The organism is Paractinoplanes tereljensis, assembly GCF_016862435.1.
Classification (GTDB): Bacteria; Actinomycetota; Actinomycetes; order Mycobacteriales; family Micromonosporaceae; genus Actinoplanes; species Actinoplanes tereljensis.
The window spans coordinates 134418-160912 of record NZ_BOMY01000064.1 but is presented as its reverse complement, the minus strand read 5'-3'; the positions used below and the strand labels follow the sequence as shown (position 1 = coordinate 160912).

Sequence of the window (26495 nt, the reverse complement as noted above, 5' to 3'; positions counted from 1 at the left end):
ATGAATCGGCGCATCCAGGGCATCCTGCTGCTGCTCCTCGGCGGGGCGGTGGTGAAGATCAGCATCAACGGCACCTACCTGCGGTACGTCAAGGCCGGCCTCCGCCCGCTGCTGATCGTGGCCGGGGTGCTGTTGATCGCGGTCGCGGTGGTCACGCTCTGGCAGGAGCTGCGGCCTCATGCACACGCCGAGCACGATGACGACGATGGGCACGGTCACCATCAGTCGCGGATCGGGTGGCTGCTTCTGCTGCCCGCGCTGGGCCTGCTGCTGGTCTCGCCGAAGCCGCTGAGCTCGTTCGCCGCGGCCAAGTCCGGCACCGTGACGGTCTCCGCCCAGTCGGACTATCCGCCGCTGCCGGCCGGCGATCCGGCGCCGCTACCGCTGCTTCAGTACGCGGCCCGGGCCCTGCTCGACGGCGGGCGCAGCCTGACCGGGCGGACCGTGCAGCTCACCGGCTTCATCACCGGGGGACCGGACGGCAAGCCCGCGCTGGCCCGCATCGTGCTGAACTGCTGCGCCGCCGACGGCCGGCCGATCAAGGTCGCGCTGACCGGGGCGCCGCCGACCGGGCTGGCCGACGGCACCTGGGTGCAGGCGGTCGGTCGCTACAGCACCCAGGTCGGCAAGGATCCGCTGAACGACGCGGCCATCGCCTACCTCGAGGTCGCGTCGTGGCAGGAGATCCCGGCGCCGGAGCAGCCGTACGAATAATCAGTTCCTCGGCAACCGGGCGTCCGGCCCGTTCTCCGACTCGGCCGCGAGGGCGGCGAGCACGGAGGCGTACATCCGGGTCTTGATGGTTTGCAGGGTGGGGCCGGCTTTGCCGGCATTGGCCGCGGCCAATGCCACCGCCTTCTCCCGGATCTCGGACTCGGGCAGGGCGCCATCGACGATCTGATGCGTGTACGCCTCGTCGCCGCCATAGCGCCGGGCCGTGATCATCGCCACGTGGGCGGTCTGCGGCGTCAGCCGCGACTGGATGAGCGCGCTCATGCCCACCGAGAAGGGGATATTGATGTCGGCTTCCGGCAGGCACCAGAATCCGCGATCGGCGCGCATCAGCCGGAAATCGTGGCAAAGCGACAGCATCGCGCCGGCCGCGAAGGTGTGGCCCTGCAGGGCCGCCACCGTGACCAGGGGCAGGCTGAGCACGCGGGCGAAGAGTTCGTGCACACTTGCGGTGTACGCCGGGAATTGCTCAGGGTGCTCGCCGAGCCATTCGAGGTCGAGTCCGTTGGACCAGAACTTGCCGCTGGCGGTGGTCACCAGAGCCTTCGGGTCGTCGGCCTTCTCGACCTCGTCGAGCAGGGCGTTCACGCCGGCGAGCCAGTCGGGGTGGAAGCGGTTCTCGCTGTCACCCAGATCGAGGACGAAGACGGTGTCGTGGCGGTCGAGCGTGGGCATGACGACTCCCTCCGGGTTACCGGCAAGTAACATACCCTAGTTAGTCGATGCGCGGGGCGACGGGCACAATGGGACGGTTGGGTGGGGGCTTTTTCCTTGGTGGGCTAACTCTGGAGGAACGGTGGCGGAAGAAGTGCGGCCGGAGAAGTGTGTGGTGGCCGTCGACGGGCCCTCCGGCTCGGGTAAGTCCACCGTCTCCCGGCGCCTGGCCTCCGCCCTCGACGGCGTCTACCTCGACACCGGCGCCATGTACCGGGCGGTGACCTGGTCGGTCCTGCAAGCGGGCGTCGACCTCACCGATCCCGACGCGATCACCAAGATCGCGCTGGAGACCGAGCTCTCGATCGGCACCGACCCGCTCGCGCCGCACTTCGCGGCCAACGGCACCAACGTCGACGAGCCCATCCGCGGGTCCGAGGTCACCGGAGCCGTCTCTGCGGTTGCGGCCGTCCCCGCCGTACGCAAGCAGTTGGTTGCCCTTCAGAAGGCCATCATCGCCGGCCACCCCCGCATCGTCGTCGAGGGCCGCGACATCGCCTCGGTCGTCGCCCCGAACGCCGACCTGAAGGTGTATTTGACAGCTTCCGCCGCCGCCCGCGCGGCCCGGCGCAGCGCGGAGGACGCCACCGACGTCGCCGCCACCGAGGCTTCTCTCGCCCGTCGAGACAAGCTCGACTCCTCCCGTGCCACCGACCCGCTGCGGGTCGCCTCCGACGCCGTCGAAGTCGACACCACCGGGATGGGCATCGACGAGGTCGTCGCCTTTTTGTTGAAGCTTCTGAATTCCAAAGGTGTTTAAGTGAGCGAGCTTCCCGTCGCCGATCTCGACTCCTCCGTTGAGTCGCTCGGCCCGGTTCCCGTGGTCGCTGTCGTGGGCCGCCCCAACGTGGGCAAGTCGACGCTGGTAAACCGCATCATCGGCCGCCGCCAGGCGGTCGTCGAAGACGTGCCCGGGGTGACCCGGGACCGCGTGCCCTACGACGCTCAGTGGAACGGTCGGCGCTTTACCGTCGTCGACACCGGCGGCTGGGAGCCGGACGCTAAGGATCGCGCCGCGGCTATCGCTGCCCAGGCCGAGATCGCCGTGCAGACCGCCGACGTCGTCGTCTTCGTCGTCGACGTAACCGTCGGCGCTACCGACGTTGATGAAGCGGCCGTTCGCATGCTTCGCCGGTCGCACAAGCCGGTCATTCTGGTCGCCAACAAAGCGGACAACCAGAACCTCGAGCTGGAGGCTGTTTCCCTCTGGTCGCTGGGGCTGGGGGAGCCGCACACGATCTCCGCGCTGCACGGGCGCGGGTCGGGTGACCTGCTCGATGACATCCTCAACGCGCTGCCGTCGCCGCCGCCGATCATCGAGGACGGGCCGCGCGGGCCGCGCCGGGTTGCCCTCGTCGGCCGGCCCAACGTCGGCAAATCCTCGCTGCTGAACCGCGTCTCGAAAGAGGAGCGGGCGGTCGTCGACTCCGTTGCCGGCACCACCGTCGACCCGGTCGACAGCCTCGTCGAGATGGATGGCGAGGTCTGGCAGTTCGTCGACACCGCCGGGCTTCGCAAGAGGGTCAATCAGGCTTCGGGTACGGAGTATTACGCGTCCCTGCGTACGGCCGGCGCCGTCGAGGCGGCTGAGATCGCCGTGGTGCTGCTGGACGCCGGCGAAGTCATCTCGGAGCAGGACCAGCGGGTTCTGACCCAGGTTGTCGAGGCTGGTCGTGCTTTGGTGATCGCCTTCAACAAGTGGGACCTCGTCGACGAGGACCGGCGGTTCTACCTCGACAAGGAGATCGACCGGGAACTCAAGCGGATCCCGTGGGCCGTCCGGGTGAACATCTCCGCCAAGACCGGGCGGGCGGTCGACAAGCTTGCGCCGGCCATTCGCCGGGCTCTGGCGTCGTGGGAGCAGCGGGTTCCTACTGGAGCTTTGAACCAGTGGCTTACCGCGCTTACCCAGGCCACGCCGCACCCCGTACGTGGTGGGCGGGCTCCGCGGATCCTGTTCGCGACGCAGGCTGGGGTGGCGCCGCCGCGGTTCGTGCTGTTCACTACCGGGCCGCTTGACGCCGGGTACCAGCGGTTCATCGAGCGCAAGCTCCGCGAGGAGTTCGGGTTCGAGGGGTCCCCGATCGAGCTGTCGGTCAAGCCGCGAAAGAAGCTGGGGCCGGGGGGTCGCGGGAAAGCCCACGGCTAGGGGTTGGTAAGGTGTAGTTGTTGCCGCGCGGTGAAGCTGCCGGGTGGGATCGGGCTGTAGCGCAGCTTGGTAGCGCACTTGACTGGGGGTCAAGGGGTCGCAGGTTCAAATCCTGTCAGCCCGACAGCGAGAGGGTCTCTGCAGGTCAGAGGCCCTCTTTTGTGATCATGGGACGTTCTGCCGGGTCGAGCACGCCGCTTGTAGACCCCTTGACTCGGCAGGTGACGATCCATGGCCCTGTACCAGCTCGACACCCTCTGTGACGGCCTCGACGAGACCGACTGGGGCGGCCTGATCCGCGACTGGGACCGGTCGCTGAAGGCCGCGAACCACCCGGAGACGACCCGCTACAACTATCTGATCGCCGCCGCGCAATTGGCCCGGTATCTGCGCTCGGAGGAATCCGAGTACGCCGGCTCCGCCGCCGCGCAGGGCCCGGCCGCGGTGAAGAAACGGCACCTGGAGGCGTTCCAGGGATGGATGCTGCAAACGCGTAAGGCGACCACCGCGCTGAACAAGCACAAAGCCTTGCAGCAGTTCTTCAAATGGCTTGTCGGTGAGGAGGAGATCGAATCCTCGCCGATGCTGCGGGTGCCGCAGCCGAAGACCGAGGACAAGTTGGTCCCGGTGATGAAGGACTGGGAGACCAAGAAGCTGCTCGACAGCGTTCGCGAGAAGAAGGACTTCTCCGCGCTGCGCGACGAGGCGATCATCCGGCTGTTCTACAACACCGGCTCCCGGTTGTCGGAGATCGGCCTGCTGATGCTGACCGATCTGGACATGAACACCCAGTCGATTCTGCTGCACGGCAAAGGCGCCAAACAACGGCGCGTGCGGTTCGGCCCGAAGACCGCGAAAGCGATCAGCGCGTACCTGCGGGCTCGGGCCAAGCGGCGTTACGCCGACGAGATCCCGCAGTTGTGGATGGCCGAGCGGGGCAAGGTCGCGCTGACCCCGAACGGGATCAAGCTGATGCTCAAACGGCGCGGCAAGGCCGCCGGGCTCGGGCACGTGTATGCACACCGGTGGCGGCACAACTACGCCCACGAATGGCACCGCGCCGGCGGCAACACCGGCGACCTGATGCTGCTGCTGGGCTGGTCGTCGGATGCGATGCCGCGCCGCTACGGACGTAGCGCCGCCGCCGAACGTGCTCAGGAACTCCAGACCCAGCTTGGCATCGGCGAGAGGGTCTGAACCGGGGGTGGCGGGACCGGGCTCCTGGTCCCGCCACCGCTCGGGCTGATCATCAGCCTGTAAACGCGGATCGAGGATGCGATGAGACGAGAAATTCCCTTTCCGGTTCCGGCCGGCACTTCTCCTTCCTGCCTGCGCTGCGCACGCCCCGACCGGCTGTCGCGAGTCGAAGCCGTTGTCCGCCAGCAGCGCACCACGACCGTCGTGCACGGCCAGGTGACCGGGCCGTACGGCTACGCCGTACCGGTGCGGGCCCACGCTGTCCACACCAGCCGACTGGCATCGGCCCTCGCGCCACCCCGAGGCCCGCGCCCGCCCGCGAGCCTGGCTCTCCTCGCCATTGTGACGACGCTCGGCGCAGCGAGGAGTCTGGACACCGTCGTGGCTTCCGCCGGCGCACACGGCAAGACCGGCGCCATGGTGATGGTCGCGCTTGCGGCTGCCGGCTGGTTGCTGGTTCGCGCACGTAGCGCCGACCTGAGCAGATCGCGGACGGTGGCCGACCGCGCGCTGTGGCTGTGGAAGCGTTGCTGGTACTGCCACCGGTGCGGCGGGGTCAGCCTGTTCACGCCGAACGGCTCGGCGACGCTGGCCGCCGATGCCCTCGCGCTGACCCTGCTGGATTTGGCATCCCATCTGGTCTGGCCGCCGGGTTCGGTGCCCGCCAGAACGGCGGAGCAGGCGAGTCCCGCGGCGGGACAGGCCGCGAAGTGATGATCTGGCGAGTCAAGGGTCGTCCCCTCCCGTCAGGTCGGCACAGGTGGTGACAGGTTCCCCCCGGCGGCAGCGCGAATCATGCTCGAGACAGTTGATCGGCCGCGGCCCCGCTGATGCTTGCCGCACGCGGACGTCGCGGTCGATCACCTGTCGGTGTCGAGGGGGTGACGGATGTGCTGGACCTGACCAAGGTCTGCCGCGGCGTCACACCGGTGTGGTTCGACTACATACGCGACTGGGACCGGAGCCTGCGGGCGGGCAACTATCCGGAGACCACCCGATACAACTACCTTCTCGCGGTCGCGCAGCTCGACCGGTACCTGCTCGACGAGACAGACACACCGGACGTGCAGGCGGCCGCCAGCGATCCAGCCGACGTGCGGCGCGGCCACGTGGAGGAGTTCCAGGCGTGGATGGTGCGCACCCGGTCCGCGTCGACGGCGCTGAACAAGCACAAGGGACTGCAGCAGTTCTTCAAGTGGCTGGTCGCGGAGGAAGACCTCGACCGGTCCCCACTCGATCGGGTGAAACAGCCCAAGACCGAGCAGCGGCTGATCCCGATCCTCGGCGACGACGACACCGCCAAGGTCCTCGGGACCTGCCGGGGCGGGGACTTCCTGGCGCTGCGTGACGAGGCGATCATCCGGGTTCTCTACAACACCGGGGCACGTCTGTCGGAGGTCGCCGGCCTCGCCCTCGACGACCTCGATCTCGATCACGATTCGCTGCTGTTTCACGGCAAAGGCATGAAAGACCGCCGGGTCCGGTTCGGTCCCCGCACCGGCCGCGCCCTGAGCAAATATCTGCGGGGCCGCGCCCGGCGGCGTGCTGCCGCCTCGCCGGCGGTCTGGCTGCCCGCGAACGGCGACACGCCGCTGTCGTCCAACGGCATCAAACTCATGCTGCGACGCCGCGGACAGATGGCTGGCGTCGACAACGTGCACGCGCACCGGTGGCGGCACAACTTCGCGCACGAGTGGAAACTGGCCGGCGGTGATACCGGCGACCTGATGATGGTGCTCGGCTGGGCGTCCGACGAGATGCCGCGCCGCTACGGTGCCAGCGCCGCGGCCGAGCGGGCGCAGGTGACTCATGCGCGGCTGCGGATCGGTGAGCGGGTCTGACAATGGGGGAGGGGCGGGGGAGTGGCGAGGGCGGGTTGACGCTGGCGCAGCGTAGCCGCCGGGCGCGGATCGCCGCGCATGCGTCGTGGGCGAACACCGCCGACCGGGCCGGTCGTACCGCGCCGGCGACGGCGTCGTTCCTGGCCCGGTTCGAGCGCCAGGTGGATCCGCTGGGCGTGCTCGAGCCGGGAGTGCGTGAGCAGATGGCGTTGCACGCGCGCAGGGCGTACATGCTGCAACTTGCTGAGCGCTCTGCCAAAGCGCGCCGCAAGGCAGCCTCCAGAGCACCTGGCACGAGCCGTCGCTCGGCCGGGTGACTTGCCCAGCGATGGCTGCGCCGGGAACATCGGTGGACATCGGTGGACATCGGTAGGGATCGGACGTCAAAAGCCTGACTGCGCTGTTGGCACATTCACCGAATGATCGACACACATCCACACATAGCCGCAGGGGAGAGCGTCACTGATGCCTGAGCCGAGTCAGCCCGATATCGCCGCAGCCCGCAAGGACGGGGAAGCCGCGTTGAGCCGCCTGCTGCGGTTCAACGAGCCGGGCCGGCTGAGCCTGGCCGGCGCCTACGCCCAGGGCTACGGCGCGCTGGGCATGGCGCAGATCGACGACGACGCACCGGACTGGTACGACCAACTGGATCCGTTGGACGCTCTGGTGCTGGGAACCGCATTCCCGCAGCGGTTCGCCGATATTTACGAGTTCGCCAACACCCGTGACCGCTGGCTGGACCTCCTGCGCGGCACGGTGCACGGCAAAGGCATCGAAGCGTTCGTGCGTACCGCTGTGCGCGCCAGCGAACAGTTCGGCCGGCCGGTCGACGATGGCGAGCTGATGCTGATCATCGCCGGGCTGGTGGAGGACGCGCGACTCGATCAGCGCAAGCTTCCCCGTGAACTGCTGCCGGGTGTTGCGTTGGCCAGCAGCCGGGCGGTAACCGGTCCCTCGGAGCGGGCCGCGTTGCCGCCGCCCGCGGACAACGCCGCCGAACGGGTCGAGCGTTTCCTCGCCTCCGTCACCTCGGAGTTGGACGTGCCGCACGACGGCACGGCCGCTGACGCGCTCCGTCAGGGCATGTCGGTACTCGGCCGGGCCGGGATCAACGCCACCACCGAAGCTGCCGCGCTGTTGCCGGCCCTGTATCTGGCGCTGGTCGCGCAGCCGGACGAGTTGCTGGCCGACGCCGGTGAGCGGGCCGAGGCATGGGCGCAGGGTCTGGACGACGACTCGCCGCTGGTCCCCGTGGTCGACACCATCCGCAACGGCGCAGCCCGGCAGTTGAGCACACCAGACATCCTCGCCCGGCTTCATAGCCTGCCCGCGTTCACCGCCGACGTGCGTGCGCAGGACCGCCGCTGGCACAGCAGCCCCGGCCTGGCCTTGCCGGCGCTTGCCTTCGAGCTCGGCTTCGGGCAGGTCAGCACCCGTGAACACACCGTCGTGAAACTCGGCGAGGGCGCAGCTGCGACGCTGCGGACACAACGGGAACGCTTCGAGGAAAAGTTCGGCCGCCCCCCGGCTCCCGACGAGCCGATCTTCTTCGACCCGGCTGCGGACGAGCCCACCCCCATCGACCCACTGACAGCGGAAAACAGTAGCGTCGCCTGGCTGGAGGCACTCGACATGTCCCCAGCCTGGATCTACGCCACACAGCACACCGATGGGCTGCTGCCCGGCCTTGACGGCAACTTCCGCAACGACAGCGATCGCCGCGAATGGCACGACGCCATCACCCGCTACCTGAGCACCCACCCCGGCACCGTCGTCGACCCCAACGAGCAACTACGCAAACTCCGCATCGGAGCGGCCATCTCGGCCCTGCACACCGCAGCCGGCAGCCCGAGCTACGCCGCCTCGCTGCTGGACCGGATGCCACAGGCCACTGCCACGCAGATTGATGACGCCTACCTGGCCCGGACCGTTCTCGACAGCATGGCCACGGACCTGCTCGATCGGCTCACCCAATCGCCCTCAGCGGCCGCTACGGCCAAGGAGTTCGCCCGAGCATGGGCCGACGCCGACCTCACCGCCGCTGTGGACGCCGCCGCCACCGGTGTGGTCACTCCCGAGACCCGTCTTGCTGTTCTGCTGGCGGCTTTCGCCGCGACCAGCAGCAGCGGCAACCACGACCCCGGCGGGGACGCCGTCGATTTCAACCTCGAGGCCACGGATCTCTGCGAACAACTGACCGCCGCGATCCTCGATCGCCGAACGCCGGGCATCGCCCGCGACCTCATCGAGTCGCTGGTCAAGCTCGACGACCCGGACGAAGGCGGACGCCTGATCGCTCACGTGATCGCCCAAGGGATGGGCTACCTGCTGGCCATGCGTGACCTCGACGTCACGCCGCAGCAACTGGACGGCGCTGTCACCTGGCTCGGCACCACCTTCGGCGCCGGCTACGCAGGTCCCGCGGCGGTCGTCTCCTCCATCGCCGGCCATCCCGAAGGCCGTGCGATCCTCGCCGACCGTACGGGCACCGATGATCCCACCGTGAGCGACTTGAGTGACCTGCTGGGCATCGACCTGTTTCCCGCGATGATCTGGCTCTGCGCTGGCCTGGTCGCGACCGCGGGCAACTACGACATTGGTTGGCTGCATGCCTATCGCAGCGGCGAGTGAGCGTGTCGCAAATGGGGCAGCACTGAATCGGTTATTCTCGATATTGGCCGGTAGGGGTGATGGGTGACCCCCACACTGCCAGTGTGGTGCGCAAGGTTCGTCCTGGCTGAGGAATCGTTCCTGCCTTCAGGCTAGAGGATGGAACGAACCGGTGTCCGGCAGGCGCCGGCGGTCCGGCATCACAAGATCGCGCTCAACGAGAGCTCGGCTGTTGTTGTAGACGTTGCGGCCAGTCGCCGCGATGTGTCGCGCTCACCTTTCCCGGAACGTCCGCGGCTGACGCATGTCGTCGGGCGCGGTGCACTCGAATCGTTGCATTCGTTTCTTCGAAGCGCGGTAGTCGGTTTTGTGCCGACGCGCCGCCCGCGCAGGGTGACCAGGCGACGGCCGGCGTCGAGTTCGCGGCGGATGAGCTGGGCGGCCTGCGCGTCGCTGGGGCGTTCCAGGCGGATCGCGCTGGAGGCGGGGATGAGGTCGTTGTCGAGGTAGGCGCGGCAGCGGTTGACGGTGTCGGGTTGGCAGGCCGGCGCGCGCCTCGGCTTCGAACCAGCGAAACACCCAACGTGCGATGGCTCACTGGCCAGCCACGCGAATGCGGCCAGGCAGCCATCCTCAATATCGTCGTTTTGATGGCCGCGAAGGTCAGGGGCGGAACTTCCAATAGGGCTTCCCGGTGGGGGAATCCATCGCCTGCGCGAGTCCGACTCGCGACTGCGGGTCGTGGCGGCCGTACAGGACGGCATTAATGTCTGCGAGGACTTCTCGGGCTTGGGCGTAGTAGCTGTGGCCGAGCAGATCGAGGTCGAGGTCCGTGGTCTCGATGGTGGTGATGCCGTCGACCAGTGTCAGCGGCGGTGTCAGGCCGGCTCGTGCCACGTGGTGCATGATTCTGCTGGCTTGCAGGGCGCGGTCGGCGGCGCCGGTGTAGGCGGTGACCGTGTCGCTGATGCGCGGGTAGGCCGGTGCCTCGGTGGTGAAGAAGCGGCGTCCGACGTCGGCTGCGGCCAGGATGACGTTGCCCAGCCGTAAGTCGGTGGAGTGGGGCAGGGCGTCGGCGATGCGCATGGCGACCCGAAGCATGGCCCGGTTGCCCATGCTGTGGGCCAAGATATCGATGCGTTCGGGGTGCACGTCGTCATGCAGCTGGGTGAGGAATTGCAGGAGGTAGCGTTCGGCGTGCTGGACGGCTTCCTCGTCGGCCCAGTAGCCGTTCGCGGTGCCCTGTGACGGCCAGCTGAACGCGGCGGTCGTGCCGGGATACTTGAGGTCGCTGTGCAGTTGCGCGGCGCGGGTGACGGCTTCTTTGAAGCGGGTTTTGTATCCGTGGATATAGACGAGGGCGCTGCGCCGGCCGACGGATTCGGCCTCGAGGCCTTCGCGGAGCAGGGTGAGGGTGTCGAGAGTTTCATGCTCGGTGATCTGGTAGCTGCTGGGTTCGGTGCCGCGGCGTGAGCGGCGTCCGCGCAAGCGCCCGACTGGCACACTGGCCGGGACGTGTACGACGCAGCGGCCCAGGTGCAGCTGGTCGTCGGGCTCAGCGGTGTAGTAGTCCGCGTCGTCGCTGGGCTGCCGGTTGGTGCCGTACCAGACGGTGACCTTCGTGGGTTCCACGTCGGCCGGACCCCGGAAGACAGCACGGGCGGCCGGGTCGCGGTCGTGCCAGTGGGGTTGCAACTGATCGGGCAGGTGGTGCAGACCGGTGGCGGCGAGTGCCTCGTCGAAGGCCTCGCGCGGCGGCATGGTTCGCGCGGCGCTGTACCAGGTGACGGCGAAGGCGGTGGCTCGTTCCCGGCCAAGACGGCCCGGCAGGCCCAGAACACTGATACCGGATACGGCCAGGCGGTCGGCCAGCTCGGGCTGGTAGCAGCCGTCCAAGACGACGGTCTCGACGGATTCGGGGAACTGTTCGGCGTCGCGAATGGCATCGCGGTAGGCGTCGGATGGTTGCGGGGGCGGGTCGATCGGGGCGTCGGAGCCGTCGTCGGGCACCACCAGATGCACCGTCCGCGCGCCGAGGTTCTGCGCAGCGGCGATGACCGGTTCGCTTTGTACGTGGTGGACGTAGCCGGGGAGCGCGGCGGCGAGATCGCCGGCGACGCCGGCGGGGTCAGCGACCACGATCGGGGTGAACGGGACGGACGGCACAGTCAAGAAACTCCTCCGAGGACGTGACGGACTTACGGGCCCATGTGCACGAACGGCGCCCAGATGGCAGGCCGGTCCGGATGGGCGGTGCGCAGCTGCTGCACGGCGTCGTACAGGGCATGGGCCGGCGCCGCGTCGTGGGTGAGGGCGGTGTGGAAGGTCTCGGCGACGTCGGCGGCTTCCCGGTCGGACACCGGCCAGAGGGCTGCGATGACGTGCTGCGAGCCCGCAACCACGAATGCAGCCGCAACCGTCAGGGATTCTTCCGGCAGTAGGTCGCTGCCTTGGGCGGTGGAGCACGCGGATAAGTAGGTCAGCCAGGTTCGGGTCAGCGGCAGCTGGCTGATGTCCTCGACGGTGAGGTCATCGTCGGCCAGTTCGAGGCCGCTACGAGAGGGTCGGTGGGCGTCGGTGACGCCGTGAGCGCAGATGTGGGTTATCGCGGCATCGGGCAGGGTTTGCCGTGCCCGCTCGACGGTGGCCTGCGCTGCGGTGAGGAGGTCGGCGTGCGGGTGGTGCCGGGTGACCGCGGTGATTTCACGGTCGAGTTCGGGTAGGTCGTCGGCTGGGGCGAGGATCAGCGCCTGGTGTTCTGGCCGGTGTCGGGTGACGGCGGTGGTGAGCAGTTGCAGGGTCGGCGCATAGGAGGAGATCGTGCCGGCCGGTACGGCGGCATGCAGGGGGAGGGCGGTGAGGGCGCCGGTGGGGGACCACCAGAGGCGTTGCGGCAGGTGTCCGCGTTCGGCGAGTCGCTGTAGGACCGGGCCGGTGACGGTGTCTGCGAGCCAGGTGATCGTGTCCTTGACCAGCTTGTTGGCTTCGGCTTCCAGGACCCGGTGGGCCGATGATCCCGCATCCTGTAGCGCCTGGACCGCCCGCCGGATGGCGGCGGCGCGCGTGCGGACGGTGTTGGGGTCCAGCTGCGGGAGCGGGACGACGGTGATGTCATTGCCGGTGAGGATCAGAGCATCGCTGCGGAGCTCTTCGACGTTGACGACCACGACCGGGCCGTCCACACCCGTGCCGAGCGCGGTGTCCGACGCTGTGAACAGGGCTGCCAGGTCCGGGCGGCCCTGGATGCGCTGCAATGCCGTACCTGGTTGGACGGTGAGCAGGTCGGCCAGCTCCGGCGCGTGGTGGCGCAGCGTGCGGGAGGCGGCGTCGGGGTCGGTGCTGGCCCGCAGCAGTACGCCGCGGGCTCGCTCGAGCAGCCGGCACGCCAGCGGTGGATCGTCGGCCGTCAGCGCCCAGGCGGCGCCTTGAGGCCCGAGGCCGCGGGCGAGAAGCAGCGCGTCCACTTGATCGGCCCGGTCCAGCGATGCGGCCGCGAGCTGTGGCAGCAGCTCCACGGCCCGGCCCAGTGCTTCGGCGACCGCGGCCGGGTCGCCGCGGCGGGACTGGAGTTCGGCTGCTGTCCGCGCTGCTTCGACGCGCAGCCGGACCGGGGCGCGCTCATCGTCGGCGGCTTGCTGGGCGTACGTGATTGCTTCGGTGATCTCGTCGCCGGTCACGGCGGTCACGGCGAGAGCCTCGGCGAGGTTGTGCCGGTGCAGTGCGCGGTCGAAGTCCTTGGCGCCGGGCAACTCGGCCGCCGCGCGCAACAGTTCGACCGCTCGTGTCAGATCGGTGGGGTTGTGGTCGTGGCGGTAGCGGGCGAGCAGCATGATGCCAAGGTTGCCCAGGCGGGTGCCGCGGTCGATGTGGCCGTCCGGGGTGAGGTCGTGGGCGAGGCCGGCGGCGTGCAGGGCGGCGTCGAGGTCGCGCCGGTGGTGGCCGCGTTCGTACCTGGTCCAGTACCCGTTGGCGACGTTGCCGGCGAACCTTGCCCGTTCGGCGTGCCCGTCGGGGGTGCGGTCGAGGACTCGGGCCAGCACGATGATGCTTTCGTCCAGCGCGCCGCTGTCGGGTTCGCGGGTCGACAGCGTCCACAGGGCCAGGCCGAGGTTCGTGCGGTAGCGGTTGGCGTCGGGCTGTTCGTCGTCGGTGTGTTCGACGGCCCGGCGGGCGGCCGCGACGGCGTGGTGCAAGGAGCCGACGTGCCCGGAGCGTTCGTAGCGGGTCCATAAGGCCAGCGACAGGTTGGAGGCGTAGCCGGCGTAGCGGTGATGGTGCTCGGGGGTGAGCTGCTCGGCCTGCTCGGCGTAGCCGATGGCCTCGTCCAGGGTTTCCGATGTGCCGGTGTGCTCGTACTCGAAACGCAGCGCCGACGCGAGGTTCGAGGCGTAGATCGGATACTTGGGATGCTCGGGACCAGCGAGGTCGACGGCGTCGCGGCTGTGCCGTACGGCGTCGGCGAGGCTGTTCAGATCGCCGGTGGCTTCGTAGGTCATGCGCAGCGCGAGCCCGAGATGGGTGAGCCGGCCCGGCAACGCGGGGTCGTCGCGGGCGGTGCCGGACACTGCTGTTTCTCCACAGGTGACGGCGTCGCGTAGCACACCCTGGTCGCTGGTGGCCTCGAACCGGTCCTGGTACATGGCGCTCAGGTTCGAAGCCCACAACGGCCGGTCGGGATCCGGCTCGGGCATCGCGGCGAGCATGCCGGTCATCCGGCCGATGGCCTCGTCGAGCGCGTCGGTGCGGCCGGTCTGCTCGGCCCAGTCCTGCAAGGCCAGGGCCAGGTTCATCGACACCGCCGGCCGGTCGTCGTCGTCAACGGCGGTCTCGGCGTCGCGCAGTACCCGGATGGCCTCGGTCAGGGTGGCCTGATCGCCGGTGACATTGAACAGGTCCCGTAGCAACAGACCGGCGTTGGCCAGGTGCCGTGGCCGCTGTGGGTGGTCCACCGCGTCGTCGTACAGAGCGTGCAGCGCGTCGGCGGTCTCCTGGAGTGCGGCCGGCTCACCGGTCAGGTCGGCTTTCGCCCACAACGCGAGGCTCAGCGCCTGCCCCGCTTCGGCACGGGCGCTGCTCCCGGTCGCGGCGGCGTCGCGAATGTGCCCGGCGATGCCAGCGGCGCGGTCGAGCACCGCGACGTCCTCGGTCTGTTCGCCGAGCATCCGCAACGCCTCAGCCAGCGGGAGCGAATCGGCGGCCTCGTTCTCGAGGGCGGTGACCGCCGCGCGCAGCAGCTCTAGGTCGCCGGTTTCCTCGAACCGGGCCAGGAGGTATTCGCCGGGGCTGTTCACGCGACGCTCCGGGCGCGCACCTCGGCAAAACCCGCCCAGTGATAGGCGACCGCGCTGTCCGGGCGGTGCCGCCAGGCCGCCAGTCGGTCACGGAGGAATGCGGCGTGCCCGCGCACCGGATCGACGACCATGTGCCGCACGAGCAGACGCTCTGCCTCGGTAGCGGCCGGGTCGTCGAGACTGGGCCACAGCGTACCGACGACCCGGCTACCGCCCGCGCGCAACAGGGCGAGGGCGACGCTGGTCCACTCCGCTCCGGTTGATGCCCCCAGCGACTCACAGCCGAGTAACACCGTGGTAGGCGGGGCGGTGATGGTCGCGGCGGCCAGATCACGGGCCGTCAACACCGCCTCGCCACTATCGTGGTCGGCCAGCAGGACACCCGCGCCGGCCGGGTTGTCGTCGGTCGGCTCGTCGACGTGAGCGGCTAGCACCAGCGTGCCGGGGCGCTCCTCACGTAGAGCATGTAGAACACGGTCGGGCGTGGCGAGCCGGTTCGGATCGTCCAGCCAACGGCCGCCGAGCACCCGGTCGGCCGTCGCGGTGTGGGCTCGGGCTGCGGGAAGGTCGCCGAGTGGATCGGCCACCACCAGCACATCAGCGTGGCCGTCCGACGACGCCACGGCGGCGGTGCCAGCGGCAAACACGGCCGGCGGAACGTGTACAACATCGGCCACGTCGGCCAGCCGCGGAGTCAACCGGCCCTCGCCGTCACCCGGCGCGCGCAGCGGCAGCAGCGCCCACGGCACCCGTCCCATCGCCGGGACCGGCGCCACCGCCAGCACCGGCCGAACCGGTGCGGCGCTGGCGTCAAGCAGCACCCGGCGTAACGGTTCCGGCACCAGGACTTGAGCCAGCCGCCACAACAGGCCAGCCTCGCCTTCCCGGCGAGCGAGCGCGACCGCCGGATGCTCATCGACGGCCCGCCGCTGCGCCGCCGAAAGCCGCTGCGCCCACCGCTCCCGCAGCGCGCTGTCGGTCAGGAGCACCCCGCGGGCGGCACGGTAGGCGGCCACATCCAGCGCATCACCGCGACCGTCGGCTGCGATGCGCGCATCGACTGGGAACACTGTGCCCATCGACGCCAGCAGTGCCAGATAGGCGTCGACGTCGAGCGCGGTGTCTGCGATGAACGTTGGCTGCGGGCCCAGGGCGGCCATCACGGCCCGCTCACGGTCGATCCAGCCGTTCACCCACCATGTGCCCGGACCGCCCACCGTCTCGGCCAGCTCGGACAGCACGACCGTGCCTTCGCGTTCGTATCCGGCCGCCCGGCCGCCCGGCCGGCCGGCAACTGCGCGCGGCACGGCGAGCGGGAACGGTGCCCCGGCGGCGAGAAGGCCCAGCCCGCGATCCGTGCCCACCTGGTCGGCCGGCACGGCATGAGTACGGGTGATCTCGATCAACGCCGCGACCAAGTCGACCTCACCGGTAGCGGCTGCAGCATCGATCGCTGTGGCGTAGGTCGTGCGTTCCTGGCCCGACAGCACACCCTCGCGGTGCCCGGCCGATTGCAACGAGTACCGGAACGCCTCCACTTCGGCGACCGCCGCCAATACCGGGTTGAGGACCAGGTCAGGATCCGGGGCGACGCCCGCCTGCTGAGCAGCCCGCAGACCGAACGCGGCGATGTTGGTCTGCACATGAGCGGCGATCAGCCCACTCAGCCGCCCCGTGCCAAGGATCTGCCAGCCCAGGTCGGCTGCCTCGCCGGGCCGGCCCGCGGCGTCAAGGCCCACCGCACGCGCCATCGCCGCGCGTATCACGTGGACGGGCAGATCTGCTTCAGTGAAGATCCGCGTCGCCTCGCCGAACGCCGACTCGGCGGTGTCATCGTCGTCCAGCCGGGTCGCCAGCAGGCTCCGGTTGAGCCACCAGTCACCGGCCTCGACAACGCACGACGGGTCGGTCAGATCCTCGTCGGTGACCGACTCGGTCAGCAGGCGCAGCGCGGCACTCGGGTCGGCGTCGGCGCGCACCGCCGACCTGCCGATCACTGAGCGAAGGAACAGTTGCCGGTCGTGCGCCGCGCGGGCGTAGCGCAGCACGATGGCGTAATCGGACTCGGACTGCTCTGCTCTGCCCAGCCGATCGGCCACCGCCGCGGCGCCCGACAGCGCCTTCATGGCTGCCGCGTGGTCACCGGCCCGGTCTAGCATGTCCGCAGCCCTGCGATACAGGTCGAGGGCCAGCTCCGGCTGATCCGAACGGTTCGCCGCGAACGCCTGGTTCAGCAGGACCGTCGCGCCTCGCGCTGGCATACCCAGGCCCTCGTAAAGACGCGCGGCAACACCGAGCTCGCGTCGGGCTCGGGCGTCCTCACCCAGCGTCAGTCGTGCCCCGCCCGCATTCGAAGCGGTCAGCGCCGCGAGCAACGCCCGGTCCTCGGCGGCCGTCGTGCGATCAGCCCGCAGCTGCTGCCACAGACCGTCCAGAATCCGCAGCGCCTCTCGCAACCGCGACGCGGAAATCAATGCAGCCGCGCGATTCACGATGCTGCGACGCGCCGACGACACATCACCCAGACGAGTGAATGCCCTCTCCGCCTCAGCGTACGCACGGGCGGCCCCAACCGGGTCCCCACCAGCGGCCAGCAGAGCCCCGAGGGCGCCGTTGCCCCGCGCCGCCTCACTGGACCAGCCCTCCCGATCCAGCACGCTGGCCGCCTCGGCTACGTCCTCAGGGCGGGCGCCCGTGTCCGGCACGAACGCGCGCCGCACCACCACGAGCGCACGCTCAAGATCACCCGCCGCCCGGCCGGCGGCTTGAACCAGCAGCGATCGTGCGAGGCCGAACTCTCCCTGCTCGGTAGCAACATCAATCTGCTCGAGAAGCAACTCGACCGACGGCTGCACGCCACGTCCTTTCAAGCCACGCGCCGACGCAGCGCTGCCCAGCGGCGGAAGGTATGCGCAGGGTAGCCAAACAAGACGCTGCCGGCACCGCCAACTCGTCCGAAGGACACCCAACCGAACGCACGAAAACGACAACGATCATCGCCACGACGACAGCCACCGGGTGCCACGGCCGGTACTGAACTGGCCAGGTGAAGTGAACGCTTTTCCATGAGGGAGAAGATGTGAGACATTTGTTGCTATGCCCAGCCTCTTTTCTCCGAAGGTGTCAGACAGTAAAGCGAACCCATTGTTCCTGCAGGTGCGAGATTCTCCCGCATATCGGCCTTGCCGAGAATTGATGGACGCTATCTTCGCGGAATACAGGGATAAAGACAAGAACTTCATCAAAGACTTTCAACAAACTGGATTCTCGGCGCGAGTTTGGGAACTCTCCCTATTTGCGTTCCTGCGGGATTGCGACCTTGATCTAGACGAGTCGTATCGCTATCCCGACTACGTGGTGACGCGACCTCATGAATTTGCGCTTGAGGCGGTCACCAGTCAGCCGACCCAAGGTGTGGTTGCAGATCCCAAGCCGAGTGCGCTTTCACTGGTCCCCGAGGACGTCGAAGCAGGCCAAAAAGAGCTTGTTTTCCGGGTTGGAGACGCGATTCAGAAGAAGATCAACAAGCGAACAGCTACGGGACAGGCATACTGGGAACTCGACCACGTGGCAGGCAAGCCATTCGTGATTGCTGTCGAGGCCTTCCACAGCGCGAGCTCACTATTCCATGCCGTCACTTTCGTTAGCCAATACCTATACGGCCAACAGGCAGTCGGGACACGTGGCACTGATGGGCGGCTCGCGGTTAGCGCCAAGCCGATCACGGAACATGTCTGGGGAAAGAAGTCGAAGCCAAGTGGCCTATTTAATAGTCCCGATGCGGAAAATGTGAGCGCTATATTGTTCTCGAATGGGGCAACTGTTGCTCAATTTAATCGTATTGGAATCCAGGAGGGGTTTGGGCTAGACGACGAGATTGTGGTGCTGCGTCAGGGCACCTGCATGGACTACGATCCAGACGCGAGCGAGCCTGTAACCTTCGCTTATATCGTCGGCGACCCGAACAGTCCGTACGAGGATTTCAAGCAGGTGATGAATGTCATGTACAACCCGAATGCAAAGATTCCGCTACCCGAAGGGGCGTTCCCTGGAGTGGCGGAACATCACTTCGAGGCGGACGGAAGAGTTTCGGTGACTTGCCAGGGCTTCCATCCATTTGCAAGCGTCACGCAGATTTTCACAGGCCGCAAAGCCGCCAAAATTCGAGCGCAACTCACGTAGCGTACGGCGTGTTGCACGGTCTCAGCAGGTGTTTTGGAGGGCTGTCGGACGGCGTGTCCGCGGTGATCTGGGGCTGTTCGGCGACGGTCTGGGTGTGGGTCGTCACCGTGCTTACCCGTCGGATGTGACTGACGAGCAGTGGGAGATCATCGAGCCGATGCTCCCGCTGATCAAGGAGCCCCGGCCGGATCCCGAAGCATCCGTTGCGCGACATCGGAAGATCGCGGTCGCTGACGTCTGCTCCGGCTGATGCCGGGCCATAGCTGTGCCCGGAGCGCACTGTGGCGTCCTGCCTGCATCGCTGACTCCGGCTTACTCCACGCTCGTCCCCCGCGCGGTGGCGGTTGTCCGCCATTGTGGCCGAGTGCTGCAAGATCCCGTGCGCCGCGGCGATTGGGTAGCCGGAATGGACGGTTGCGGCGACGGCCCAGTCACGGCTTGGGGCGTGCTGCCGTAGCAGGGCGGCGAGGTGCCGGTCCTTTGCGCTGGTTGACCATCTTGACGCGGTGCGCGAGTTCGGCCTGGCTCGGGTCGTAGATCAGGTGCAGGGCGTGAGTGAGCATCTGCGCGCCCTCTAGTACGTCTTCCGTACTGAGACCGGATTCGTGCGCGCCGCTGTTGCCGATCCACTTAACCGCCATGAGTACGTCGGCGACGTCCGGGTTAGCTGCGGCGAAAAGTCTGATCCGCGCGTCGGTGGTCAGTCGCTTGCCGCGCATGCCAGCCTTGGCCGGCCCGAACTTTCTGACCTTCCGCGCGTTGAGCAGCTCCTCGACGGCGACGCGGAGCCGGCCCGCGGCCCCGGATGGGTCGGCCCAGATGACCTCGGCTGCGTCGCGGGTGGCAGCGCGGATCGCCTCGGGCGTCCTTTTCGGGCAGGTCACGATGTCCAGCGGCGGGCGGGCATAGGTGAGCAGATAGTGCCCGATCACGTCCAGCGTGCCGGTCCGGTCGTCAGCGAGGCGGAAGTCGCCAGCGACGACGACGCGTTCGTTGCACGGCGAGTGAGCGCATACCAGTACGCGGTGGAACACGCCTCTGACCCAGGTCGGGTCCCAATCGGGGTTGCTGTGCACCCGCTGGGACGCTGCCGACTCATGAGTGACGAACTCCTTCACCCGGCGCAAGTGCCCGAACGAGCACGTCGGGCACCGCATGCGGGGAAGATCCACGAACCAGTTCGTCAGCTCCGCAAGAGGGTGATCCATGCCGCGCACGGTATCGCGGCACGCCGATCAAGGTCGGTCGGGTCCGCCCGGGTGTGCACCAGTCGGGCGTGTGCCCATCACAGCGGTCTGACGGTGCCGCGGCCCGGGCAGGCGAGGTCGGCGTTGCGGCGATGCTGCTGGTGGTGGCGCATCCACAAAACGACGTCGAGGACCCGCAGCAGGCTGACCGCGGAGGGCAGCCCGGCTTGCTCGTGTAGCCCGGCAAGCGTGGCACGGACGCGGTCGTCGCGTTCCAGCCGGTCGTGCAGCAGTTGCCAGACGTGCCGGGGGTGGCCGAATTGGCAGCGGACTACCCGGTCGTACACAGGAATCAGGTGCGGGCGTTTACGAGCCAGAATCTTCCCGGCGATCACGAACTCGACACCGTCCTGGGCAACCAGCAGCGACCAGGCCCGTTCGGCGGAACCACCGTCGGCGATCAGTTCGGCCGCTGCCGGGCTGCCGAGGGTTACGCCGACGTCGATCTCACGCAGGCAGTCGGCGATGCTATGTCCGACCTGCCCGTCGAGCAGGTCGATGCTCACTTCGGCCGGCACGCGCACGCTGAGCATCTGAACGGCGACCAGGTCGCTGGGGGCGATCCGGTCGCGTATGTCCGGGCGGGTGCCGCCGCCATCCAGGGTGTCGAATCGCCGGCCGGTGTAGCGCGTGTTTGTGTTCTCGGCGAAATAGGTGTGCACAGCTATGGCGGCGGCCGGCTCACGCAGCACGTCCACCAGATCGACACCCATCCCGCTGAGCCTAGTGCCGGCTGCCGCGGTCCGCCCGGCTCGGGTCCGCGAGCCTTAATCAACCAGCTAGTACGGCCGTGGAGTCACACTGAATCGCCTCGTACGATCCTCCGGTGACTGGTCTTCCCGAGGTGTCCTGGCAGCGGTACTGGCGTGCGCGTGACGGCAATACGATCGCGGCCGAGAGCGCGGTGCTGCTGGATATCGGGCTCGTCGACCAGGCAGGACTGATCCCCACTCAGCGGGTAGCGAGCAATCGCTGCACCGTTCTGCTGGCGCCGCCCGGCGCGGGTAAGAGTTACGAGCTTCGGGTGCTCACCGGCAGCTGGCAGGGCGACGCGCGGCGGATCTCCCTGGGCGGCGCGGGCGGTCCCGAACGGCTGTTAAGCCGGATCGACGAGGCGCTGTGCGACCTGGACACACCGGGTGCGATGCTCGCCCTGGACAGTGTCGACGAGACGTCACTAAGGGTCGCCGAGCTGATCGAATTCATCGACGACGTCGCCGCCCGCCTCCCCGAGGCCGCACGTCTAGTCCTGGTTTGCCGTAGCGCGGCCTGGCTCGGCTCGGTAGAAGACGTCCTGCGCCGACATTTCGACCGAAGCGTCGGAGTCTTCGTGCTGCAGCCGCTGACCGACGCCGACGTACTGCTCTACGCCCGGGCCGCCGGAGTGGACGCCGCTGCGTTCCGGACGGCGGTGCGCGCCTCGCGAATACCCGGTCTGGCGGGCAGTCCACACACGCTCTCCCTGCTGGTGGAGGAGTACCGAGCCGCGGGCGACCCCGGCCGGGCCCTACCTGGGAGCCAGCGGGACCTGTTCGCGCGCAGCTGCCGCAGGCTGGTGTCCGAGCCCGCTGGCCGGCACGACCCTCGCCGTCCTGCCGATGTCGAGAACCTCCTGATCACGGCGCGTCACCTGGCGACACTCAGCTTGTTCTCCGGACGTCACCTGTTCACCCTCTCCGACGTCGCCGGGGCGGATCACCTCACCGCCGCGGACTGCGGCGTCGAAGGCTATGCCGCTGTGCTGGGCACCGCCCTGTTCGACACCGCCGGGGAGGACCGGCTCGCCTTCTCCCACCAGACCGTCGTGGAGTTCCTGGCCGCCGAGCACCTGGCGGGCACCGGCCACTCGGTGGAACTGCTGCGGAGGTTGATGCACGGTCGTGGCGGGCGGCTCGCGCCGCAGATCCAGGCGGTCGCGGCCTGGCTGGTCGTCATGGCGCCGGACCGTTTTATCAGCCTACTTGACACCGATCCGGTAGCGTTCATCCGCAGCGGCGTGGAGCTCACCGAACCTGGCTACCGTGAGGCCCTCGTCGATCGACTGATCGATCTCGCGCAGGCTCACGAACTGCTCCGCATCCACGAACTCGACGTGGCCGCCCTCGGTCATCCCGGTCTCGCCCGGCGACTGCGAGCGGTTCTCACCGACCCGGCGAGTACGCAGGACGCCTGCGCCCTGGCGATTCGCATCGCCCGGCACACCTCGCTCGTCGAGCTCAACGATGTTCTGATCGCCACGGCACTCAACGATCACCGGATGACCGCCACCCGATCCGCAGCCGGGTCAGCCTCTCTCGCCCTCGTCCCAGCAACGCCGGACAGCCCCCTGCTAGCACTGGTGAATCCCTCTCTCGACCTCGACGATCCCGACGACCAGCTGCTCGGCGTGGGTCTGCGCGCTCATCTGAACGCGGGAACTCGGGTACCCGCCGTGCTGCGCCTTCTCCGGGAGCCGAACAATCGCGACCTCTTCGGCACCTACCGGGTAGTTCTCCTCAAGGACCTGCCGGAGAAGTTCGCGAACGATGAAATCAGCACCGAAGAGGTCCGCGACTCGCTGGCCTGGGCGGCTGCCACGCAACCGACCGTGGACGACCACCGGGGTCTCTGGGGTATCACCGAGGAGCTGCACGACGCTATCCTGGCCGCCGGCCTTCGTCATCTGCTCGACGATCAGGTCCGGGAGGCGGTAGCAGACCTGCTGGTAATGCGGCTCGACAACCACCGGCCGGTGCCACGGAGCCGAAGAATCCGAATGCCCGTTCCACCGGACAAAACCCGCCAAAACCTGATCGACGCGCTCCGTGACCGAGGGCTCGAACGTCCTGATCTGTTTCGACTCGTTCGGGCGGGCATCCTCGTTCCGGACGATGTGCCCCTCTCCGCTGCGGTCTTGGCCGCTGAACCCGACGACGAACCCAACGACGAACCGGAGTCTCTCACCGAGGACGAACTACGCGGACACCTGACCCAAGCACTGCGGCAGAAGGCCGGCGAAGCCTTCCCCATGTTCTGCTACTGGGCCCGATTCACGCCGGGCGCAGCTGACGACGATCCGAGGAGCAGCCTTCGAGTCGTGACGCTGCCGGGCTGGGCTCTAGCTGAACATGACGACGTACTGGCCTCGGCCCGGGATCACCTCGCGGTTGCCTCCGACGATGGGCAGGCGTACTCCACGGCTCAGGCTCTGGTCCTACTGTCCGAGGACGGTGACCGGCCTACTTTGCCGGACTCTCAATGGCGATCACTGGCCCGCACGATGATGGGGGTTATCGCTCCGTCCAGCGACGATCCCGCCTTGGCGCCGTCGCTTCAGTGGATCTATGGCCGGGCACGGCGCGAACTTCTCGACGCGACGAGCGCCCGCATGCGCGAAAGCCCGGACTTCGCGCAGTTCCCGTTACGGCGGCTGGCCCCGGTCCTCACCGAGAAGGACGTGGCCTGGCTTCGCTGGATCATCACCGATCCGGTCCACCATGACGAGACCGCCGCGGTCGCCTGTGACCGGCTCGTCAATCTCGCCCCAGCGACAGCGATTGACCTGTTGCCGAGGATCGGGCCGGACCGAGAACGCTGTCTCGCGGTCGCCCTCCTCCGGCATGCAGGTCCGGCCGGATGGCCCGCAGTCCGCGATCTCATGGTCGGAAACGACGAGTTGATTAGGCAGATCATCGGGAACATCGCCGGCCACGGCGAGGCGATCGCCCGGCCCCTGGACGCGGAGCAGACGGTCGAGCTGTGGATGCTCACCGACAGACTATTCCCCCGCGGCGGTGACCCCGACGTACAGGGAGCCCATCTGGTGAGTAACCGGGAGAGCGTGGCGATCCTCCGAGACCGCATGTTGCCCGGCCTCGCCGAGCGCGGGACACCAGAGGCAGTGGCGGCGTTGGAACGCATCGCGGCGGAACGCCCTGACGAACCTCTGTACAAGCGCATCGCTACGCTGGCGCAGGCCGCCTTGGCACGCACCGACTGGCATCCCCTCCAACCCCGCGAGATCGTCGAGATCCTTGCCTCGGAGGAGGTGTTGGCGCTCACCACGGACGAACCTGCCGACCGGACCGGATTCCAGCTGTTCAGTGCCGATGTCCGCGGGATCTCGGCCGGGCTCGTTTTCTGCGCACTCATCGCGGCGGGGTTGTGGGGGCGTGACGGTTTTGAGGTCGCGACTTGGATCATCGCGGGAGCGCTGACCGTCGGCGGAGTTACGGGATGGCTAGGGGACGGCAGTCTTCCGAAACCGCAGAGCCATGGATGGCGCCGAGTCCGGCGCCATGGGACCTTCTTTCTCGGCAGCGTCTTGGTATCGGTGTTGCTTGTCGCGTTTGTGCAGCGTGGCGAGGGCAGACGCGAACCGGCGACCAGGCCCACTCCCGCGCCGCCCTCGGCCAGCGCCTCGACCGCGGTGAAAGCGACCCCTGGGGTCGTGCAGCCGGGCGCGGCCGGATCCGGGCCTAGTGTGTCGTTCTCCGGAGCCGGCCCTCCGCCGGGCCGATGACCCCGGCGGTCGTGGTCAGGTCGGCGGTGCTGGAGTCGCTGACGTAGAGGTCGAAGGTCGGCGCTCAAGGACTTGGGCTCGGCTGAAGAAGTGTCAGTAGCGGCGCTTGGTGGGACCGATGGTGAACCGTACCGGCAAGGCGGTCTTTGCCGGGATGGCAGCCCAAGAGGGGCAGCAGGTCGCCCTTGAGTTGGCCCTCTTCGGCGGAGCGGCTCCGCCAAAGAGGGGAGAACTCGGCTGGTGCGTCGACGGGCAGCGCTGTCGCTCGTGCCCCGAATGGTGGGGAGCACGCCGAGGCGATCTGGCGCCTCGAGTTGCTCTGGCGATTCTGGGAGGCCAGCCGTCTGTCCGCGACCGGCATGTCCGGACGGTCCGCCGAGCTCAGCCGGCACACCGCGAGCTGCAGGGCGAGGATGGCACTTCCGCCAGTGCAGGGGAGCGGAGGACGACCGCGACGCAAAGCAAAGGGAACTCGCCACCGCTACGGCCGAGCCCGCCCTCGACGGCTGGTGGGACTAACGACGTCCCGGAGGGCAGGCCAAATCATCGTCGAGGTGATCCTGATCAGCCGATGGCGAGGCTGGTCGACCGTTCCACGCTCGCCGAAGGCTGCCGGATCAATCGGCTTCGACAACCGCCACAACGTCGCTGCTCCAGAGTGTGCTCCCGTCTGGGGTGCTGCCTGCCTCGATGGTGACGTGGTAGTCGCCAGGTGGCTGAGGGGGGAGTTCGCCGTACCAGCCGCCGCCGGGATCGACATCGAGGTCCGTGGTCTGGGTGGCGGCGCCGCCGTCGAGGGGGCGGATCGTCGCGGTGACCCGGGCGCCGGGCGGCGCGGTTCCTCCCCACAGTCGAGCGCCCACCGGGATCGGCGTGCCGGCCGCCTCCAGGTCGTTGAGGTCGAGGCCGAGCCACGGCTCTGCCGGGGCGGTTCCCCGGATGGGCTGCAGGGATTCGCCGGCATAGTTGCGGAGGGCATCGAGCACGGCCGGCGCGGTGGCCATCGGCAGATGTCGCTGAGCGACAGCCTGCCACCCGCGGCGGTCGTCGGCTTCGTCGTTGGGCAGGGCGGCGATCGCCGGCACGGTTCCGTCGCCCAGCCAATCCTGGTTGGGCAGCCACTCGGGGCTGTGTTTTCGGCTGACGTAAAGGTGGTCGTCTTCGATCCAGGCGCGGTGGGGTGTGGCATGGCCGCGGCCGAACAGGGCGACGATCTCGGGACGGTGCCCGTCGATACGCTGCCAGGCCTCGTCTACTTCCTGATGGGTTCGGTAGGCCCTCTGCGCAGCGTCGGTGAAGGAGCCGTCGACGACCGTGCTCAACTCGTGCGGATAACGGGCTTCGCCATCGACCAGTACGGCCGGATAGCGGGGGAGCAGGTCAAAGACAGACGGCCAGGAGCGCAGCACGTCCGTGGCCGTACGGAGCGGCAGCCCTCCCGCCCTGACACCGTTGACGAGCCAGTCCAGCGCCTTCGGTGCGCCGCCGTAGGGCGTCCCTACGGTGATCAGCGCCCGGCATAGCGGTGCCCCGTTCAGACGGCCGAGCCAGTACCTGGCGACCAGACCTCCCATCGAGTGCCCGATGACGATGACCCGTCGCTGGCGTTGGTCGTGCGTCAATGCCGACAGACGTGACTCGACCGCATTGCTGAGCTGTTCGGCAGCCGCGGCGACGCCAAGCCGGAAGTCGTACGGAAACAGCAGGATGCGGACATCATTGCGGCCGGTACGGCCGGGAGCGGCGACGTCGACCTGCTCGGCCGGGATCCGCAGCTGACGACGTACGGCGGTGACGAGCTTGTCGTAGCCCGGGACAAGCAGGGGAGGGGCGACGCCGATGGTCGGCAGCAGACCGACCGGGGTGAGCGCGGGCTCGGTGAGCAGCTCCAGGCGTCGCGGCCGGGGAAGGGTCGTGGCGATGCCGGTCGCGCTGCCCCAGACGATCCGGCCCGAAGAATCTTGCAGGACGCTGCCTCCGATGCCCGGCACGATGACGATCAGGTGCTCGTTGGTCACCACCGGTTCCATG

General features: G+C 68.3%; 18 protein-coding genes and 1 tRNA gene. 12 read left to right on the top strand and 7 right to left on the bottom strand.

Annotated features, from left to right (window positions below):
* A complete protein-coding gene (locus Ate02nite_RS47615) occupies nucleotides 1-714 on the top strand; it encodes a TIGR03943 family putative permease subunit (RefSeq protein WP_203814624.1) in 714 nt (237 codons plus the stop codon).
* On the opposite strand, the gene Ate02nite_RS47610 is transcribed toward Ate02nite_RS47615, so the two are convergent.
* Nucleotides 715-1407, bottom strand: coding sequence for an enoyl-CoA hydratase-related protein (locus Ate02nite_RS47610; RefSeq protein ID WP_203814623.1), 693 nt, complete (start codon nucleotides 1405-1407; stop codon nucleotides 715-717). It lies immediately after the preceding gene.
* 121 nt (nucleotides 1408-1528) lie between these two features.
* Here Ate02nite_RS47610 and cmk point away from each other — a divergent pair, with 121 nt between their 5' ends.
* The 8 genes from cmk to Ate02nite_RS47570 all read left to right on the top strand — a co-directional run bounded on the left by cmk (nucleotide 1529) and on the right by Ate02nite_RS47570 (nucleotide 9264).
* Complete coding sequence (cmk, locus tag Ate02nite_RS47605; protein ID WP_203814622.1) at nucleotides 1529-2206, top strand: (d)CMP kinase; 678 nt, start codon at nucleotides 1529-1531, stop codon at nucleotides 2204-2206.
* Nucleotides 2207-3595 carry a ribosome biogenesis GTPase Der gene (gene der / locus Ate02nite_RS47600; protein ID WP_239148235.1) on the top strand — a complete coding sequence of 463 codons (1389 nt, stop codon included), beginning with the start codon at nucleotides 2207-2209 and terminating at the stop codon, nucleotides 3593-3595.
* Nucleotides 3596-3645: 50 nt separating this feature from the next.
* Nucleotides 3646-3719, top strand: a tRNA-Pro gene (locus Ate02nite_RS47595).
* 107 nt (nucleotides 3720-3826) lie between these two features.
* On the top strand, nucleotides 3827-4792 hold the full coding sequence (locus tag Ate02nite_RS47590; protein ID WP_203814621.1) for a tyrosine-type recombinase/integrase: 966 nt from the start codon (nucleotides 3827-3829) through the stop codon (nucleotides 4790-4792).
* Nucleotides 4793-4873: 81 nt separating this feature from the next.
* A complete protein-coding gene (locus Ate02nite_RS47585) occupies nucleotides 4874-5506 on the top strand; it encodes a hypothetical protein (protein WP_203814620.1) in 633 nt (210 codons plus the stop codon).
* 167 nt (nucleotides 5507-5673) lie between these two features.
* Complete coding sequence (locus tag Ate02nite_RS47580) at nucleotides 5674-6633, top strand: tyrosine-type recombinase/integrase (RefSeq protein WP_239148234.1); 960 nt, start codon at nucleotides 5674-5676, stop codon at nucleotides 6631-6633.
* A 35-nt stretch (nucleotides 6634-6668) separates the two neighbouring features.
* Nucleotides 6669-6950 carry a hypothetical protein gene (locus Ate02nite_RS47575; protein ID WP_203814618.1) on the top strand — a complete coding sequence of 94 codons (282 nt, stop codon included), beginning with the start codon at nucleotides 6669-6671 and terminating at the stop codon, nucleotides 6948-6950.
* Nucleotides 6951-7098: 148 nt separating this feature from the next.
* Complete coding sequence (locus Ate02nite_RS47570) at nucleotides 7099-9264, top strand: hypothetical protein (protein WP_203814617.1); 2166 nt, start codon at nucleotides 7099-7101, stop codon at nucleotides 9262-9264.
* A 642-nt stretch (nucleotides 9265-9906) separates the two neighbouring features.
* On the opposite strand, the gene Ate02nite_RS47565 is transcribed toward Ate02nite_RS47570, so the two are convergent.
* From Ate02nite_RS47565 to Ate02nite_RS47555, 3 genes are read right to left on the bottom strand one after another with little or no spacing between them, the layout of a single operon-like run.
* Nucleotides 9907-11409 carry an alpha/beta hydrolase gene (locus Ate02nite_RS47565; RefSeq protein WP_239148241.1) on the bottom strand — a complete coding sequence of 501 codons (1503 nt, stop codon included), beginning with the start codon at nucleotides 11407-11409 and terminating at the stop codon, nucleotides 9907-9909.
* 32 nt (nucleotides 11410-11441) lie between these two features.
* Nucleotides 11442-14534, bottom strand: coding sequence for a CHAT domain-containing protein (locus Ate02nite_RS47560; protein ID WP_203814615.1), 3093 nt, complete (start codon nucleotides 14532-14534; stop codon nucleotides 11442-11444).
* The gene (locus Ate02nite_RS47555) at nucleotides 14531-17389 is read right to left on the bottom strand and encodes a CHAT domain-containing protein (protein ID WP_203814614.1); all 2859 of its coding nucleotides are present in this window, start codon (nucleotides 17387-17389) and stop codon (nucleotides 14531-14533) included. The genes Ate02nite_RS47560 and Ate02nite_RS47555 overlap by 4 nt, the downstream gene beginning before the upstream one ends.
* A gap of 340 nt (nucleotides 17390-17729) precedes the next feature.
* Between Ate02nite_RS47555 and Ate02nite_RS47550 the strand changes: the two genes are divergently transcribed.
* Both Ate02nite_RS47550 and Ate02nite_RS49330 read left to right on the top strand, forming a co-directional pair.
* Nucleotides 17730-18716 (top strand): hypothetical protein, encoded by a 987-nt coding sequence (locus Ate02nite_RS47550; RefSeq protein ID WP_203814613.1) that lies wholly within the window; start codon nucleotides 17730-17732, stop codon nucleotides 18714-18716.
* 124 nt (nucleotides 18717-18840) lie between these two features.
* Nucleotides 18841-18966 (top strand): transposase, encoded by a 126-nt coding sequence (locus Ate02nite_RS49330; protein ID WP_239148233.1) that lies wholly within the window; start codon nucleotides 18841-18843, stop codon nucleotides 18964-18966.
* Between the two features lie 181 nt (nucleotides 18967-19147).
* Here the strand turns inward: Ate02nite_RS49330 and Ate02nite_RS47545 are convergent, their stop codons facing one another.
* Nucleotides 19148-19924: a DUF8608 domain-containing protein gene (locus Ate02nite_RS47545; RefSeq protein ID WP_203814612.1), complete on the bottom strand. Its 777-nt coding sequence runs from the start codon at nucleotides 19922-19924 to the stop codon at nucleotides 19148-19150.
* 77 nt (nucleotides 19925-20001) lie between these two features.
* Nucleotides 20002-20661, bottom strand: coding sequence for a DUF6308 family protein (locus tag Ate02nite_RS47540; RefSeq protein WP_203814611.1), 660 nt, complete (start codon nucleotides 20659-20661; stop codon nucleotides 20002-20004).
* A 128-nt stretch (nucleotides 20662-20789) separates the two neighbouring features.
* Here Ate02nite_RS47540 and Ate02nite_RS47535 point away from each other — a divergent pair, with 128 nt between their 5' ends.
* Nucleotides 20790-24464 carry an NACHT domain-containing protein gene (locus Ate02nite_RS47535; protein WP_203814610.1) on the top strand — a complete coding sequence of 1225 codons (3675 nt, stop codon included), beginning with the start codon at nucleotides 20790-20792 and terminating at the stop codon, nucleotides 24462-24464.
* 617 nt (nucleotides 24465-25081) lie between these two features.
* Here Ate02nite_RS47535 and Ate02nite_RS47530 read toward each other — a convergent pair.
* On the bottom strand, nucleotides 25082-26494 hold the full coding sequence (locus Ate02nite_RS47530; RefSeq protein ID WP_203814609.1) for a lipase family alpha/beta hydrolase: 1413 nt from the start codon (nucleotides 26492-26494) through the stop codon (nucleotides 25082-25084).
* Nucleotide 26495: the final 1 nt, after the last annotated feature.

What these genes read in the sequence shown, in the direction of transcription:
- Ate02nite_RS47615 (WP_203814624.1), top strand. Translation starts at nt 1, where the DNA reads ATGAATCGGCGCATCCAGGGCATCCTGCTGCTGCTCCTCGGCGGGGCG.
- Ate02nite_RS47610 (WP_203814623.1), bottom strand. Translation starts at nt 1,407, where the DNA reads ATGCCCACGCTCGACCGCCACGACACCGTCTTCGTCCTCGATCTGGGT.
- Ate02nite_RS47590 (WP_203814621.1), top strand. Translation starts at nt 3,827, where the DNA reads ATGGCCCTGTACCAGCTCGACACCCTCTGTGACGGCCTCGACGAGACC.
- Ate02nite_RS47585 (WP_203814620.1), top strand. Translation starts at nt 4,874, where the DNA reads ATGAGACGAGAAATTCCCTTTCCGGTTCCGGCCGGCACTTCTCCTTCC.
- Ate02nite_RS47570 (WP_203814617.1), top strand. Translation starts at nt 7,099, where the DNA reads ATGCCTGAGCCGAGTCAGCCCGATATCGCCGCAGCCCGCAAGGACGGG.
- Ate02nite_RS47550 (WP_203814613.1), top strand. Translation starts at nt 17,730, where the DNA reads ATGGACGCTATCTTCGCGGAATACAGGGATAAAGACAAGAACTTCATC.
- Ate02nite_RS47545 (WP_203814612.1), bottom strand. Translation starts at nt 19,924, where the DNA reads ATGGATCACCCTCTTGCGGAGCTGACGAACTGGTTCGTGGATCTTCCC.
- Ate02nite_RS47530 (WP_203814609.1), bottom strand. Translation starts at nt 26,494, where the DNA reads ATGGAACCGGTGGTGACCAACGAGCACCTGATCGTCATCGTGCCGGGC.